At 52.9% G+C, this 14,336-nt stretch carries 17 protein-coding genes and 1 pseudogene; 12 read left to right on the top strand and 6 right to left on the bottom strand.

The genetic code is table 11. The features are described from left to right. The first annotated feature begins 9 nt into the window (after nucleotides 1-9). Nucleotides 10-150, top strand: coding sequence for a hypothetical protein (locus ACODNG_RS15845; protein ID WP_164932829.1), 141 nt, complete (start codon nucleotides 10-12; stop codon nucleotides 148-150). A gap of 166 nt (nucleotides 151-316) precedes the next feature. Here ACODNG_RS15845 and ACODNG_RS15840 read toward each other — a convergent pair whose 3' ends face one another. Beyond that, nucleotides 317-754, bottom strand: a complete 438-nt coding sequence (locus tag ACODNG_RS15840; protein WP_128906610.1) for a hypothetical protein — start codon at nucleotides 752-754, stop codon at nucleotides 317-319. A gap of 140 nt (nucleotides 755-894) precedes the next feature. Here ACODNG_RS15840 and ACODNG_RS15835 point away from each other — a divergent pair, with 140 nt between their 5' ends. The 5 genes from ACODNG_RS15835 to ACODNG_RS15815 all read left to right on the top strand — a co-directional run bounded on the left by ACODNG_RS15835 (nucleotide 895) and on the right by ACODNG_RS15815 (nucleotide 3,241). Next, complete coding sequence (locus tag ACODNG_RS15835; protein ID WP_128906609.1) at nucleotides 895-1,302, top strand: hypothetical protein; 408 nt, start codon at nucleotides 895-897, stop codon at nucleotides 1,300-1,302. Nucleotides 1,303-1,478: 176 nt separating this feature from the next. Further along, complete coding sequence (locus ACODNG_RS15830; protein WP_128906608.1) at nucleotides 1,479-1,820, top strand: hypothetical protein; 342 nt, start codon at nucleotides 1,479-1,481, stop codon at nucleotides 1,818-1,820. Between the two features lie 9 nt (nucleotides 1,821-1,829). After that, nucleotides 1,830-2,240, top strand: coding sequence for a hypothetical protein (locus tag ACODNG_RS15825; protein WP_128906607.1), 411 nt, complete (start codon nucleotides 1,830-1,832; stop codon nucleotides 2,238-2,240). 106 nt (nucleotides 2,241-2,346) lie between these two features. Continuing rightward, nucleotides 2,347-2,550 (top strand): hypothetical protein, encoded by a 204-nt coding sequence (locus ACODNG_RS15820; protein WP_128906606.1) that lies wholly within the window; start codon nucleotides 2,347-2,349, stop codon nucleotides 2,548-2,550. A gap of 208 nt (nucleotides 2,551-2,758) precedes the next feature. Then, nucleotides 2,759-3,241, top strand: coding sequence for a hypothetical protein (locus tag ACODNG_RS15815; protein ID WP_434523122.1), 483 nt, complete (start codon nucleotides 2,759-2,761; stop codon nucleotides 3,239-3,241). Between the two features lie 89 nt (nucleotides 3,242-3,330). Here ACODNG_RS15815 and ACODNG_RS15810 read toward each other — a convergent pair whose 3' ends face one another. Continuing rightward, on the bottom strand, nucleotides 3,331-4,308 hold the full coding sequence (locus ACODNG_RS15810; protein WP_434523121.1) for a hypothetical protein: 978 nt from the start codon (nucleotides 4,306-4,308) through the stop codon (nucleotides 3,331-3,333). Between the two features lie 487 nt (nucleotides 4,309-4,795). Between ACODNG_RS15810 and ACODNG_RS15805 the strand changes: the two genes are divergently transcribed. After that, nucleotides 4,796-5,170 carry a hypothetical protein gene (locus ACODNG_RS15805; RefSeq protein WP_128906603.1) on the top strand — a complete coding sequence of 125 codons (375 nt, stop codon included), beginning with the start codon at nucleotides 4,796-4,798 and terminating at the stop codon, nucleotides 5,168-5,170. Nucleotides 5,171-5,252: 82 nt separating this feature from the next. Here ACODNG_RS15805 and ACODNG_RS15800 read toward each other — a convergent pair whose 3' ends face one another. Further along, on the bottom strand, nucleotides 5,253-5,582 hold the full coding sequence (locus tag ACODNG_RS15800; protein ID WP_128906602.1) for a hypothetical protein: 330 nt from the start codon (nucleotides 5,580-5,582) through the stop codon (nucleotides 5,253-5,255). 297 nt (nucleotides 5,583-5,879) lie between these two features. Between ACODNG_RS15800 and ACODNG_RS15795 the strand changes: the two genes are divergently transcribed. The 5 genes and pseudogenes from ACODNG_RS15795 (at nucleotide 5,880) to ACODNG_RS15775 (ending at nucleotide 10,588) form a co-directional block, all read left to right on the top strand. Next, on the top strand, nucleotides 5,880-6,356 hold the full coding sequence (locus ACODNG_RS15795) for a hypothetical protein (protein WP_434523120.1): 477 nt from the start codon (nucleotides 5,880-5,882) through the stop codon (nucleotides 6,354-6,356). 137 nt (nucleotides 6,357-6,493) lie between these two features. After that, nucleotides 6,494-6,988, top strand: a complete 495-nt coding sequence (locus ACODNG_RS15790) for a hypothetical protein (protein WP_434523119.1) — start codon at nucleotides 6,494-6,496, stop codon at nucleotides 6,986-6,988. Between the two features lie 1,420 nt (nucleotides 6,989-8,408). Continuing rightward, nucleotides 8,409-8,516: pseudogene (locus tag ACODNG_RS15785) on the top strand (IS5/IS1182 family transposase); the annotation flags it as partial. Between the two features lie 51 nt (nucleotides 8,517-8,567). Next, nucleotides 8,568-9,053 (top strand): hypothetical protein, encoded by a 486-nt coding sequence (locus tag ACODNG_RS15780; protein ID WP_241686280.1) that lies wholly within the window; start codon nucleotides 8,568-8,570, stop codon nucleotides 9,051-9,053. Nucleotides 9,054-10,123: 1,070 nt separating this feature from the next. Continuing rightward, entirely contained in the window at nucleotides 10,124-10,588 is a 465-nt protein-coding gene (locus ACODNG_RS15775) for a hypothetical protein (RefSeq protein WP_434523290.1), read from the top strand. Nucleotides 10,589-10,635: 47 nt separating this feature from the next. On the opposite strand, the gene ACODNG_RS15770 is transcribed toward ACODNG_RS15775, so the two are convergent. The 3 genes from ACODNG_RS15770 to ACODNG_RS15760 form a co-directional block, all read right to left on the bottom strand. Next, on the bottom strand, nucleotides 10,636-11,457 hold the full coding sequence (locus tag ACODNG_RS15770; protein WP_434523289.1) for an IS5 family transposase: 822 nt from the start codon (nucleotides 11,455-11,457) through the stop codon (nucleotides 10,636-10,638). 276 nt (nucleotides 11,458-11,733) lie between these two features. Continuing rightward, entirely contained in the window at nucleotides 11,734-12,387 is a 654-nt protein-coding gene (locus ACODNG_RS15765) for a hypothetical protein (RefSeq protein WP_006186940.1), read from the bottom strand. A gap of 28 nt (nucleotides 12,388-12,415) precedes the next feature. Then, nucleotides 12,416-14,335 carry a heavy metal translocating P-type ATPase gene (locus ACODNG_RS15760; RefSeq protein WP_006186939.1) on the bottom strand — a complete coding sequence of 640 codons (1,920 nt, stop codon included), beginning with the start codon at nucleotides 14,333-14,335 and terminating at the stop codon, nucleotides 12,416-12,418. Between the last annotated feature and the right edge of the window lies 1 nt (nucleotide 14,336).

Below are 14,336 nucleotides of genomic sequence, written 5' to 3'. Positions count from 1 at the left end.
AGAATTCCGATGGAGGATATAAACAATCCTATAGGAATAATCCAAATACTAGTTAGTAGGGACAAAAGAAGAGATAAAAATATAAGCAAGATACCAACCGCAACAATATCTTTTGGCTCCATAATTTATGTTGAATGCCCAACTCCATAAATCGTAGCTTCACTATCCGCGCTGTAGATCTCGCACGGATATCGTAACGTTCCTCGAACTGGCAGAAATATCCGTGGTTAATACGTACTCTTCAGCGCTAGCAGCTTCAGACGAGAATGTGTCTGGAGAATCGGGTTTCAACAGAACAATAAACGGAGGTGCGTGGTTACGTTGGAATTTCTGAGTCGATGAATCTCTGACCTGCGTATCCAAGGATGAAGCCAAGAACACCAAGCGGAACACCAAACGCTAGCCCCCATCCGATGCCGAGTATGAGTGTTTCACCAACTCCCGGGTTGCCGATTTGACCCTCTCCAATAATGTGGATGAAGAGCGCAGTCACGGGGGCGATACATAGCAAGAGACTCGCTACGAGGCTTCGGTTCTGATACGCCTGCCACGCAGACAACAGAACCAGTATTCCTGCGGCCCCGTAGACAATCACTCGCCCCGGAATGAGCGCATAAACCGTCTGGTAGTAGTCGAATAGATAGAAGGTGAAGATGACGATGAAGAGGCTAGCAGCTAGTACTCCCCACCGTTTAGTCAAATCGAGATCATCACCGACGAGGAACGCTCCGATTCGGTTCTGAGTCTCTACCATATCGTACCATTCGCTTACATTTCTCATCAAGCTTTCGCCGAGATTACGTCTCTCTTCTTTCATCTTGTGAGCAATACAGGAGACTCAAGAGTCGCTCAGTACAAATAACATATTTACTACGGCCGAATGTAGTCGGATATGTGAAACGCCGCCACGCCCTCCTCGCCGCGACCACCGTGTTGTCCGGGTTCTCCGGCTGTATCACCCCGTTCACGTCCAGCGGATCCCTCAGGGAGGTGAGCGTCGAACTTCGGAATGCGGACGACGGAGCGCGGACGTTCCACCTCGCGCTCGAAACCGAAGCCGGCATGCTGGAGTGGGACTCACACCGTGTCGACGCGGGCGTCGACGAGCTAGTGACGATGGCTCCGGACGAAGATGTCTCCCCGGTCGCGTTACACGGAGTCGTCGAGGATTTCGCAGGGAGCGTCGATATGTTAGGTGTTGATGACCTCGACGAGAACTACTGTCTCCAATTCCATTTCTGGTACTCGCATCCAAGCGACGAACGACCGCAGTTGGCGCAGGTCGCCGACATCGAATGCTAACCGTGAACCCATTCTGCCGATAGATTCACAAGCGCGATCTTACGGTTGATTCAGCCGCACAATCTCCCATAGATCGGTCAGTACAGAAGAATTAGCATTCACCCAGTTCGATAATAGAGTGGTCAGAATGATATGTAAAACAAATGTATAAGTGGCGCTATTATGAACTCATTTGTGTGGAACTTCAAAAAATAGCCCTTTGGTGTGCGGCCGTCACAGTGGTTTTATTCCTGATAGCTACGGGGGGTTCATTTATAGGGAGGATTGTATTAATTCCCACTGTCGGTGCTGGTTGGTTTGTGTTTAAGCCTGTCCCAGAAGATAAGAGAATAGCGGTGGTGACAATCGCTATTGTTGGGGCGCTCATTGCAGGTTATATCGCCCCGCTTGGAATTGAGGAGTTAGGTCGATACTTAGAGCTACGTGATCAGTTAGTGATTGGGTTGATTGTACTTGCCCTAACTGTTTCTCTAGGTACATCATTAGAGGCAATTAGGCGAATTACATCCGTAGAATAACGTAGAACTATGAGCTGGAATATTCCCGATTTTCTTGAAAAGAAAGGTGAAGACCGTCCAACCGTAGATCTTCTACTCCTTGCGATCGGATTAGCGGTGTTCAGTGGCCTTTCGTTTTGGGTAGCGTTCCTCACTCAACTGGCGGGACCGGCCGTTGAAAATGGAATCAACCCTCAAAGAATTGCTGGTTTACAATGGAGTGCCGTAGGAATCGTCCTTGGTGTCTTGGCAGTCTTCGTGTATCAACGGCGGCCTATCGGCTGGTACGGAACGTTTGCAGCGGCGATGGTTGGGGTGATTCAGGCTGTAAGAGTAGGTGTTGCATCTGGCGCGTTTTGGATTCCAATTATGTACCTGATCATTCCATTGGTTGTAGCTACTCTCTTACTGTTCCGCCGTGACAGATTTCTTGATCAGTAGATACGCAGCTCTCATCGACCGGCTGTTTCAGGCGAGAATATATCTGAAGAATGGGATTTCAACAGAGCCCACAATCATTAATGCGATGCTCTTTCATAAATAACGCATGGCTGAACAGAGTACAGTAGATTTCATTGAAGAGTGGCAAACAGGTGCGTTCTTAATCGTTCTCTCCGTTGTTGTCGGCGCTTTATCGGTGATTGGACTTAATTCCGTTCTGCCTTCAGCTCCTGTTGCGATACTAGCTGTGTTCCTTGTTGGGACCATAGTAGCTTTCGTCGGCTCGTCGTTCATCATATACGGTCGATAAGCGCTCTTCAGCGACCCGCTGTTTCAGATGAAAATGTGTCTGAAGAATAGGATTTCAATAGAGCCACCTATTGAGTAGTCAAATTTAGAATCACCGAAATACATATGTGGATAACGAGACGACAGTATTCTATCGCAGTCCCCAAACTCAAATCTCCTCCGGGCCGTGTATAGCCAATACGGTCCCACAACGGACCGCAACGACATCGTTGCAGGATATCCGAGCAGTAATCGGAGCGATCTCGGTGTCGGCACTATACATCACGTCAGTCTGGCTCGTTGAGTCAGGAGTTTTCGACCTCAACTGGTCACCGTACTTTGCGGCCCTTGAGTTCAACTGGGTCGTCTACTCTGCAACGCTTGGGCTGGCCTTTGCCGTGCCGGCGGCGTTTTTCGTGGGAGCGGTCGGCTGGCGGATTTTCCCGACCCAAACCACGTTTAGCGGTGCTTTGAAGGGTACCATTGGCGCTGTAGCTACGTACCTCGTTGCTTTTGTACCAATCGCGGCGGTTGTCTTCGTGCTCGAAATTGCGAGTTCAGAGCCAGCAGGGGTCGGTATTGTATTAGCGAATGCGCTTGAGCTGTCCGGCATCTTTGTCGCCGTCGGATTCATACTCACGTGGTGGCTCGCAATTCCTGTGGGCTGTCTCGTGGGAGTAGTATACACAGCCCGCCGTCAGACTGCGACTTGAACCGCGTACCATCGTAACCGACTCTGTGGCTCTGTTCAAACCCTTAGAAAGTGATAGATTCTGCCTCGGTTGTGGTCAGTACAGTTGATTCAAGAATCCTCAACAGCAACGCCGAACCCAAGAGTCGTGAGGATAATTCCGATGGGGACATAGAGAATGATGTCCGTAAGAATCAACCCAAGTTCAGCCGCAAGACGGTGTATTCCGGGTACTGAGACGAACGTCCCGAACAGGGTGATACCCACCAAACACAGTGCGCCGATACCAACAATCTGATCGTAGGCCCGCACCTTCTCGGGTCGTCCCGAGACGGCGACAACAAGACCGAGGAGCCCAATCCCAAGATGTAAGATGTCCAATGCGAAGCTCTCTCCGACCCACGGTGTGGTTGAGAGCGCACCTAGCGGAAGAAACCGTCCGGCTGAGAGGAGTACCAATATCGCTCCAACGAGACCGGTACCGACTACGTGAGGTATGACGGTCCTTCCGACAGGAGTTTGGGACGATTGACGATCACGACCTCTAGTTCCTGTTTGTAATTGATGAGCAGTGAGAACCCAACCGGTGCCATATGGGATTCCGACGAAAACTGCCCAAGCTACAGAGGGTACTTCGGATCTCAAAGACGGGAAGAACACCATTCCGAGAAGGGAAAGTACACCGAGTCCGAGAGCCACCGCCGCCGGGCGCGAGATGAGGCCAGCATTTCGGAGACCGAGCGCAAGCAATCCTGACCCGAGCGCGAGAGAGACTGACCCCGCGACGAACGGGACGGCGAGGATGAACAGGAGCGCAAACAGCGGTGGCAGCACCGCGTAGGCGAGAACAACGAGTCCCAAGAGCGATATACCGACAGCGGTCAGCAGAACGCCTGCCCTTCCTGAACTCCCGTAGGTGTCTCCGTATGAGCGGTAGATTTCGATCAGTCCGAATCCGAGCAACACTGGCACCACGACAGCAAGGCCGATATACTCCTGTGCAGCCTCGTTGAGGCCCAGAACAAGAGGGATTAACACTCCACCGAGCATCGCTAAAGTGAGACGACGGTGCCCGGATAGCGCGAACATATTGTTTGATCGAAGTGGAGTTCGGATTAAATGCCTTGTGTGACTTCAAATGAATAATGTCCGGCCGAAAAACAGTTTGGTCTTTACGCAGACGTGTTGCGAAGATAGGGAATAATGCACAGGTTCGACCCCGACTACTCACCAAACTGAGTGCTCTTGCGTCCCCCTGCTCACCAGTGAATAGCCCACTAGTCTGTCGAATTTTCATTCTTCAGACAGATTCTCGTGCGAAACAGACATTCGATGAAAACTGCCCCAAGACATATTATGATGCTCAGGGAGAAATTTGCGTATGAAACGTCGGACTGTCCTCGCTGGCGCTTCCCTCTTCGCCACGTCAACTGGGGCCGGGTGTCTCAGTAACTCCCCTAATAATACACCATCCGACGTTGATGCTGACCTATTGCATATCGTCGGCGATGCTTATCGCCCCGCACGATACGACCCACGAGAATTGGATCAACCCCGATACCGATCAGTAACCGACATGGAGACTGCTCTGGAGGTACTCCAGACTGAAGCATGGAGCAAAGACGATAGAAACCCACCGGAGAACGTCACCACCCGACACGGAGAAATCGACGGGATCGAGGATTTTATCGAGAACACGGACTTCAGCGATGATTATATCGTCATCGTAGCTGATGGATACTATTCCAGTCAGCATTGGTTCGAGGTTGCCAGTATCGACCGAGACGACGATGCTCTCATGATCAATATAACCGTTGAGTCAGAAGATCAAACCGTTGACGACGCACACGCCCATACAGGTCTAATTCGGATTCAAGATGAGACAGCCGCAGCTCCAGAAACCCTTTCAGTTTCAGTTGACGGAGTTTCCGCCGAGCAGTTCGGTGACTGAGTGACCTGTAATGAGCGGTTGTAGATGAGATGACATCAACTGAAGAGGATTTAAACAGAGCCGACACCTCCATCAATTCCATTCAAGACACCTGTGCTTCGGAGGGATACACGACAAGACCATATGTCAGCGAGAAAACGACCTGCCCGAGCGGGATTGCTCCCAATATTAAAACGCCGACTGCGACGGCCCACTTTTTCCCATCAGAGAGTGACATCTGTGAGTTCGTCAAACTGCGCATCACGAGGTACGGATACGCAAGCGTGACCACGACGAAATATCCCAACGAGGCGCGGAAGATCTCCTTTTGAAAGTACTGCGGGTCCTGTGCGATCGGTGTGAGCGCTAACAGTAGCGCCGAGAGAAGAATCGTTGTAATCGGGAGAAATAGCCACAGATCATACCGATTCATCTAATAAGAAAATGTGTGCCAGAACAATAAAAATACGGCAGACCACCAGAATAGTATTCAAATTTGGGGCTCTGTTGAAACCTCTAATAGGTGAAATATTCTGATCCCATTTCGGTCAGTACAGCACGTACGCTGGGCAATTGCTCCGCGGTAGTATTGGCGAAATATATGGGCGTTTCCACGTCAAAGAAGAGTGCTATAAATCCAAACCATTTTGATTGGGTAATACATTTTCCTATTTAACCAGCTGTTATAATCTCGCTTATGGATCAATTCCAAATTCTTCCGGGCAATTGTGTGGTACATGATGACTATATTGAGATTGAAAGTGACAAAATTACTAGAGCTAAGCGTCTCCTGAAAAATAGCTATACACTACAAATAATTCTGTCAACAACAGCTCTCTATCTGATATTGTCTATTGTTTTTAACACTAGTATATTTATCAGAGAAGTCGCGGTAAATGGCTTAGTTAGCGGTGTACTTTTGGCAGTTTTATTATTATCAGGGAAATATATCTATAATAGGTATTTTGGAGTCTCTGACGAAACTAAAATTGAGCTTGGAACAATCCAACAGATCATCTTATCCAAACCAAATAAGATCGGTCACCCACACATGATCATACAGTATCAGGAGAATGACCCTGAAAAACTCCGAGTAGTTCAATTGATGCCGACGTGGTCTAAGAGTGAAACAGATACTCTATCAGATGTTGAAGATATTTTAGTCCAAAATGGGTTGAATGTGAAATATCGTGAGGATCTTGAGTAACTTTTTTGACTTCAGCCGCGCAACCCCGGAAGTATCGACTGTAGATCGTTCAGTACAGGGAAAGTGCCAAGCAAAGGCACAAGAGTCTACTTCCGCCACCACCGAACGATAATGTGAACCGACGGTCAGTTCTCGCATTGATTGGAATGACAGCTACTACGGGGAGCACAGGGCGTCTTCAATTAAATACTCTCACCCGGAAACACAAACTCTGGTATATCGAACTTAGAAATGCATTAAATTCAGTAGCAGTAGATCTTCGTGTCTACCGTAATCAAAGTATCGTACATGAAGACAGGTATGAATTGGATGGTGTCGAGAGTTATGAAAACCCCAATAATGTCGCCCGGTACGTTGCTGATGTGCCGTATGTCCGGTTCCGGAAGCCGACTTGGGATACTGATTTAGCCCAATTCGCTTTAGAATATAAATTAGCACACCAAACGGAGTGGAACCGAGAATCATTTGACGATATTGAAACACAAAATATTGGGGCCACAATCAGTGTTGGAAGTCGAAACCATGACGCGGAGATACGTGTCCATGAGCATGAATCCGAGGCTGACGCACAGGAGATCATTGAGTATGTTGAGAATGAACGAGAAAATCATTCCAATGGTACATCAACCTAAGAACTCACGAATCCTCAGTACGCAGGTCTCATCGACCAGCTGTTTCAGGTGAAAATCTGTCGGAAGAATAGGACTTCAACACCTATGAAAGCCTGCTAGCGCAACAAACCACGTCTGTAATACTATATTTTTCGCCAAGATTGACCCGACCGTGTCCATAGAGAGAAACCGCAAGCAGTCACGGTGACAGCTCAGGAATCGGCCGGCAGGCGGTCAAAACGTGAATGATTTAGCTGTAGCTCACGACCGCTGTGACCGGCCGATGAGGGCCGCCGGCTCGGCGGCCCTCAGTAGCTCACCTCTTGTGGATTAGGTTCCTCCGTGCGGTCGAGCATCTGGAAGATCGATACGAGCTGCTGCGCTGATGGGTGGTGTGTGCGTAAATGGAGCAACACCTATTCGGGCTCGCCGCCCGGATGCCGCCAGCATCCGGGCGGCCTCCCATGATGGTGCTTCCTTGGCACGTAGGCCAATCAGAGCCACGCGTTCGAAGACGCTGTTGAATCATCGGCCTTTGACCACCCCAGTACCTCTTTACGCACGCTGGGGACTTAGCAGGCTTTCATCCCATCAGAGCCGTCTACGGTTAATCGGTGCACACACGACTATCGTCATTTTCGTCGAGAAACACCAATTCCGCCCGCGCTTGGGTCGGCGGACTTGCTAAGGCTCGACTCCACACATTAAAAATAGCTCTGTTAACGTCCGGATCTCCGAGTTCGTTCGGCACCGATTTGACAGGAAACCGGAAAACGAATGCCTCTCCATCGATTTGTCGTCGCGGACACCATCCCTTCACATGGCCCTCTGATGTGAACGCCAGTGTCGATGCACAGACAGCGAGCAACTCCTCATCGGGATTAAATCCTATGAATGATTCCGGGTATCCATTGCTAGGGAGCGCAGTCGTATTTAGTGCTTCCTCTGCCTCGTTTGGGGTCGCAAATACATCTGCTTGGAACTGTGCTCCGTCAGATCTATTCCCGTCAGAGAAAATGGGTTCCTCTGTTGTCACTCCAACGAGGCGCTGAGAGGATGAAAAACGGTCGAGACATCCCGCAGCAGCGAGAGAGACTCCCGCTGTAGCGGTCGCAAGGAATCCACGTCGGGAGGGCATATGTATGCTAATATGATTTTACATAAGTACTTTCTGGGGAGACTGAATCCTATATAGCACTCAACCAACTCCGATCAAACAGGCTCCGTTGAAATTCTTTCTTCAGACAGATTTCCGTCCTAAACAGCTGATCGCTAAAGAGACTGTATTGACCGCAACCGGAACAGAACATATCACTTGCTGAGGATTTCAACAGAGCCATTCTGTAGGGTTTCAACAGAGCCACAGCCCTCTCGTCTCTCACGCTTTACAGATCGCCACCTAACACTGGCGGAACGCGCTGTCTCTGCGGATTCTACACTAGCACTCAAGCAGCGGTACGGTGATACTCTCCGGGCACGAACATGTTTCGGACAGTTTCAAGAACTTATTCTGAAAGCGACTGTGAGAAATCTTGAATTGGCTCTCTAACGTCGGTCAGGCTACACAAGATATTTGCCATCTTAGAGGAATCTTTTTGATATGGCTACCTCCACACGAACGCCCGAAACCCGGACAGTATCAGGTATACTCATAGGACTAGTCGGTCTCGGAATTGGCCTCTTAGTCGCAAATATACCGAGTTCCCCGCTTCGGAGCGTGAATCTTGAGCTATTCACTATCTTTGCGCTCCCGCTAGTTATCTCACTGGTCGCGTATATTCGATTCGCTGAAACAGTTGTCTGGTGGGAGGTTGCCCTATTAGGCGTCTGGGGAGTGCTGAGTATCGCCCTTACAACCTTTGTCGGATTTCTGGCGACGATGGGAACGCCCGGCGGCTATCCGGGGGCCGGAGCTGAGCTCATCCGAAATATCGCTCTGTTCCTCGCGGGAACGCTTGGACTCAGCGTCCCCTATGGTCTCGCTGGGAAGTTCCGTCAGGAACACCCTCGACGAACGGTCGTGAGCGCCCTACTCGGTTCCGTTCTCCTATTCATCCTCTTTAACGTTGTCGCAGTTGCGGTATAATCACACCTACTGAGCGGCTGTTTCAGTCCAACTCAGCTGTGGAGAACCCGCCTCGATGTGGAGAGTACCTTTGGTAAGTACAGAGTATCATCTCAACGGTACCTATTTTATCAGACACTACATTAATCCCTCTGTGACAGTTGCTTCCGGTTCCCGAGATGGAGGACGTTCCGTCGGAAGAACGCTCGGAGTAGGCTTATTAGGGATTGTCGGACTGATTTTCGGAAACCTGCTACGGGGACTTGCGTATCTTCACGCAGCCGCTGGGATTCCCACAGCGATTCTCCCTGCCGCAGGTGGCACCGTGCTTTTCGGGGCTGCAATCGCGCTCCTACTACTGCCGCTGCTTCGGAGAGCGGAACTCATCCAAACTCGAATCGAAATACCAGCGTTCGTCGTGGCACTTGTATTTGCGACCGTAGCTACCACCGCATTCATACTGCTTGGCTCGGCCTCCTGACAGCCACTGACTCATGAAGGGTGTGTTCATTGCGCAAATATAGTGATCGGCTGGTTCTCCTTCTTCAACGCTGTAAATAAGCCACGTAAAAATCATCCTCTGAGGTTGTGCTGTCTTTCCTAGAGTGCTGATTAGCTCAATATCGGCGATAAGTGTTGTTTAGTTGGTGGTTTGTAGAAATCCAAACGCAGAACCTGTGACTTCCCCACAACCTCGGAGGATAGATTTGATGCGTGCCTTCGAATCAGTTCGAAATGAACTGGAAATAAATCATAGTTGACCTCTTGTACCCCGTCAATATCGACGGCACCGACAGGGCGCTCCGACGACTCATACAACGGCATAGATGTGTCCGTAGACGTTGCCGCAGATTATGACTGATGGGTCACGGTCGGTTCTCCAACGACTTCAGAGGCTGTGGAGATCGATATCGACCATTGGAAACACGATTACCTTGCTCCGGCTCTGTTGAAATCCTCTTCTTCAGACATATTCTTCGCAGGAACAGATGGTTACAAAGAGCCGTACTCATCTAGATAGTTGACCCCGCCATTGTCGTTATTATATCACGAGGAGGACATTTATATCGCTGTATTGAATACTTGCTGTTATGCGTTATCGATCCCTCCTCATTGGTGAATTTCCTTTTTCCATCTATACACTCATGGCAACAGCTCTCCTACTGGCTATCTTTTCTCTTGGGTTTAGTGCGGGCGTTGAGCTCGCGTCTGGCACGCTCCTCACGCTGTGTATGTCTACGATCGCGCTGTATGCTGGAGTCAAGTGTGGTGGATTGTTGATAGCACAGGTTTCCGTCTTCTCTGCTATCTTCTGGCGCGCTGTGTTTCCACCTCTTATCGGATACCTTCGGTGGAATGATTCTTCCCAGTACCGTACCATCAGAAGTGCAGATATTTACCTTGGGCCAGAAGGAGAACTTATGTGGGGTATTGAAGCTGGCATTCAGTATGGGGTTCTTGCCGGAGTCTTCCTTGGTAGTGCTGCCTACGGTATCGGCGCACTATACCGACATCTCCGGCGTGACGATCCATCCACCTATCCGGGGATTATATAACAACCACTTCTGTAGATAATGCCACTTAGACACCCTGTATTAACCGCTCAGAGTGATCGGTCGATGTTGTGACTGAGACAGGCGATGGTGAGTTCACGGAACTGCTTCCACCAGCGTCGTGACCGGACGAACGCACCGTACTTCCGCTTAAGCGTTGAGTTGACCGCCTCTGATTGACTCCGCTGGCCGTAGAGATCAGCGTCTAAGCGTGCGTTCCATGCTTTGTGGAGTGATGTGAATTCACGATGCTTAATCAGTGGTCGAACCTCGTGTTGCCGGGCGAGCCGTCTGATTTTCTGATCGTCATAGCCTTTGTCTCCAAGGAGAATATCGATACACTCGGGGTTGCGCTTGATCAACGACGGAGCGATCTGGCTATCATGTTTTCGAGTCGTCGTCACGTGTAGATCGAGAATTGCGTTCACCTTCGCATCGACCAGCAACGTCACCTTGAGCTGCTGAATCGTGAGTTCAGCACGTTTCGTGTAGTGTTTCGAAGCGTGACTACGGTCGAACCCTGACGCATCAACACCAACAACTCCGCTTGTCGGAAGTAACGTCGCTGAGAGAGTCAATATAATACGCCATACGGCCATATCAAGTCGATTGAACGCCTTACAGAGCGTTGATGGCGTAGGAAGTTCAGCTAATCCAAGAGCGCGACAGATGCGTGGCATCTCGATCAACTCGTCGAGCAAACCACGGTAGGTCGTGTTCTTTCGAACTTTGAGACACAGAAGAACAACGTGCTGTGGAAGTGTATAGCGGTGTTTAGAGAACTTTGAGGAGTATCGAGAGACGGCTCGACGTGCCAGATGGATCGCCTTCTCAGTAAACCGGAGAATCTGCGACTTCGGGAGGGCATTCATCTCGTCGAATTATACGGCGAACATGTAACTCTCTGAGGATTTCAACAAAGCCCTTGCTCCATATGGCAGTTGACGCGGGATGGGCGAGATTCTTGTTTGAGTATTTGGGTTGGCGGTTGTAGCTCGATACTTGGACAACTCTGAGGGGATGGTTTGCGTGGGGTACTCTCATATCGATGTCGGCGAGTTAGGTGATGGCGCTACCAAGGTACCCAAGGAGCCCAACAGTATATCGCGGTAACTCTCATTACGAGTGTGAGGGGTACACCGCCGCGTTCATACCCCTTCGACGGAGAATAGGGTGGCGTCTCTGAGAACAGCCTGCACGCGGCGGTGCCAAGCGTCAGCGAAGGCCTCCCGTTGCTGGTCGCTTGCCGATCCGTCGAGAATCCTCTGGAGGTTCCCGATTGCGGGTCCACCGCTAGGAACGTCGCTGACGTGGTAGGCCACTTCGACGGTCTCGTCCGTGTCGGTTCGCCGGAACCGGAACGTCGGGTCCGCCGTGTCCGGGTCGAACCCGTCGAAGCACAGGAGGTCGCGGCGGCCGCCATAGCCGCCGGCGAGCCCGCTGAATCCGTCATCGCCGGTCGCGCCAGTCACGTACGAGATGATACGGCTCATCACGCCGTACGCAGCATCCTCCTGCGGGCCGGCCGTCTGGACCTCGATTTCGCTCCGGACTGGATAGTCGTCGGGATACAGGGCGTCGAGCCCGAGCTGGACGATCCGGTAGGCGCCCGAGGCAGTCGGACAGGAGTGTCCTGCCTCTTTCACCGCGTCTCTATAAGCGATGACGAACGGCTCGCCCGGTTCGAGGACGTCGAGGGCCTCCGCGACGGGGTCGCGGATTTCGATCGGCTCGACGTCGTAGTCGACCTGCCAATTGGTTCTCGTCTGGGTCGTGTCAGTCGCAGTCGAATTCGATGTCATGAGTTGTGGTTGTGATCGTGTCTCGTGGTCAGTAGCGGAGCAGTCGCATCCCGTTGAGGATGACGAGGAGGACGCTGGCCTCGTGGACCAGCATTCCCGACGCGAGGGTGACGTAGCTGGTGAGCACGCCCGCGAGGAGGACGGTCACGGTCAGCACCGCGATCCCGACGTTCTCGAGGACGTTCCAGCGCGTCGCCTTGCTGAGTTTGACCGCGTACGGGATGCGTTCGAGGTCGTCGGCCATCAACGCCATGTCAGCCGTTTCGATAGCGGTGTCCGTTCCCGCAGCACCCATCGCGATGCCGACATCGGCAGTGGCCAGCGATGGCGCGTCGTTGATGCCGTCGCCGACCATCGCGACGACGTGGCCGTCGGCCTGGTAGCCCTCGATGACGGACTGCTTGTCCTCGGGGAGGAGTTCGGCACGGTACTCGTCGATACCGACCTCCTCGGCAACGGCAGCGGCCGTCCGATCGTTGTCGCCGGTGAGCATCACCGTCTCGATGCCAGCGTCTTGGAGCGCCGCGACGACCCCAGGAGCGGCCTCCCGGAGCTCGTCCCGCATCGCAATCGCGCCGATGATGTCCCCGTCCCGAACGACGTGGACGACTGTCTCGCCGCGCCCCTCACGCTCGCGGACGTAGTCGGCGACCCGATCGGGGACATCGACGTCGCGGTCGTCCAGCAGCGCGCGGTTGCCGACGACGACTTCCTGGCCATCGGCATGGGCGATGACGCCCTTGCCGGCGACCACGTCGAAGTCGTCGGGATCGGGGACCGACCTGCGCCCCACGTCCGTATCGTCCGCTTGGGCGACCGTCGCTCCACCGTCCGTCGCAGCCGTCTGGCGTTCGCGGGCCATGTCGACGATGGCGTCCGCGAGGTGGTGTTCGCTCTTCTTCTCGGCGGTCGCTGCGAGCGAGAGGACGTCGGCGGCGGCGACGCCGAACCCCTCGATGTCGGAGACGGTGGTCTCGCCCTTCGTGAGCGTCCCCGTCTTGTCGAAGGCGACGAGATCGATCTTGCCGGCGCGTTCGAGGTGTTCGCCGCCCTTCATCAGCACGCCCGACCGGGCGGCGTTACCGATGGCCGAGACGATGCTGACCGGTGGCCCGATGACCAGCGCGCCCGGACAGCCGATGACCAGCAGCGTCAGCGACAGGATCGCGTTCTGCGTGACCGCGTACGCGCCGATAGCCAGGGCAATGACGGCCGGCGTGTAGTACTTCGCGAACCGGTCGATGAGACTCTCCGTGGGCGACTGAGCCTCCTGGGCCTCCTCGACGCGACGGATGATCCGTTCGAGAGTCGTATCCGATCCCGCTCCCGTCGTCCGGATTTCTAGCGCGCCCTCCTGGTTGACCGTCCCGGCGTACACCTCGTCGCTGTCGGCCTTGTGGACGGGCGCGCTCTCGCCGGTGACCGGCGCCTGGTTGACTGCGCTCTCGCCGTCGACGACGGTTCCGTCGACCGGGATCTTCCCGCCCGGCTTTACGACGACGACTTCGCCCTCTTCGACATCGCGGGCGGAGACCTCTTGGAGTGTCCCGTCGCGACGGACGGTCGCCGTGTCGGGCGTCATCTCCAGTAGCTCCTGAAGTGCCGTCCGGGTCTTCCGCATCGTCCGGCCTTCGAGGTAGCTGCCAAGGCTGAACAGGAAGACGACGGCGGCGGCTTCCCAGTACTCCCCGATGACGATAGCACCGATGGCGGCCAGCGTCACCAGCGTCTTGATGCCGAGCGTCCGGTTGGTGACCTCGTGGTAAGCGGTCTTGGCGATGTCGTAGCCACCCACGACCGTCGCGAGGACGAGGATGGCGGCGCTTGCCATCTCGAAACTCGTGAGGTAGCCGAGACTCCAGCCACCGCCGTACAGCAGGCCGCTCGTCGCCGTGACGATGGCCTTCCGGTGGTTCCGGTAGTACTGCGTGATCGATTGTTTGTTCATA

It is taken from the genome of Halorubrum sp. AS12 (assembly GCF_051122765.1).
GTDB lineage: Archaea > Halobacteriota > Halobacteria > Halobacteriales > Haloferacaceae > Halorubrum > Halorubrum trapanicum.
This window is presented reverse-complemented; position numbering and strand designations above follow the sequence as displayed.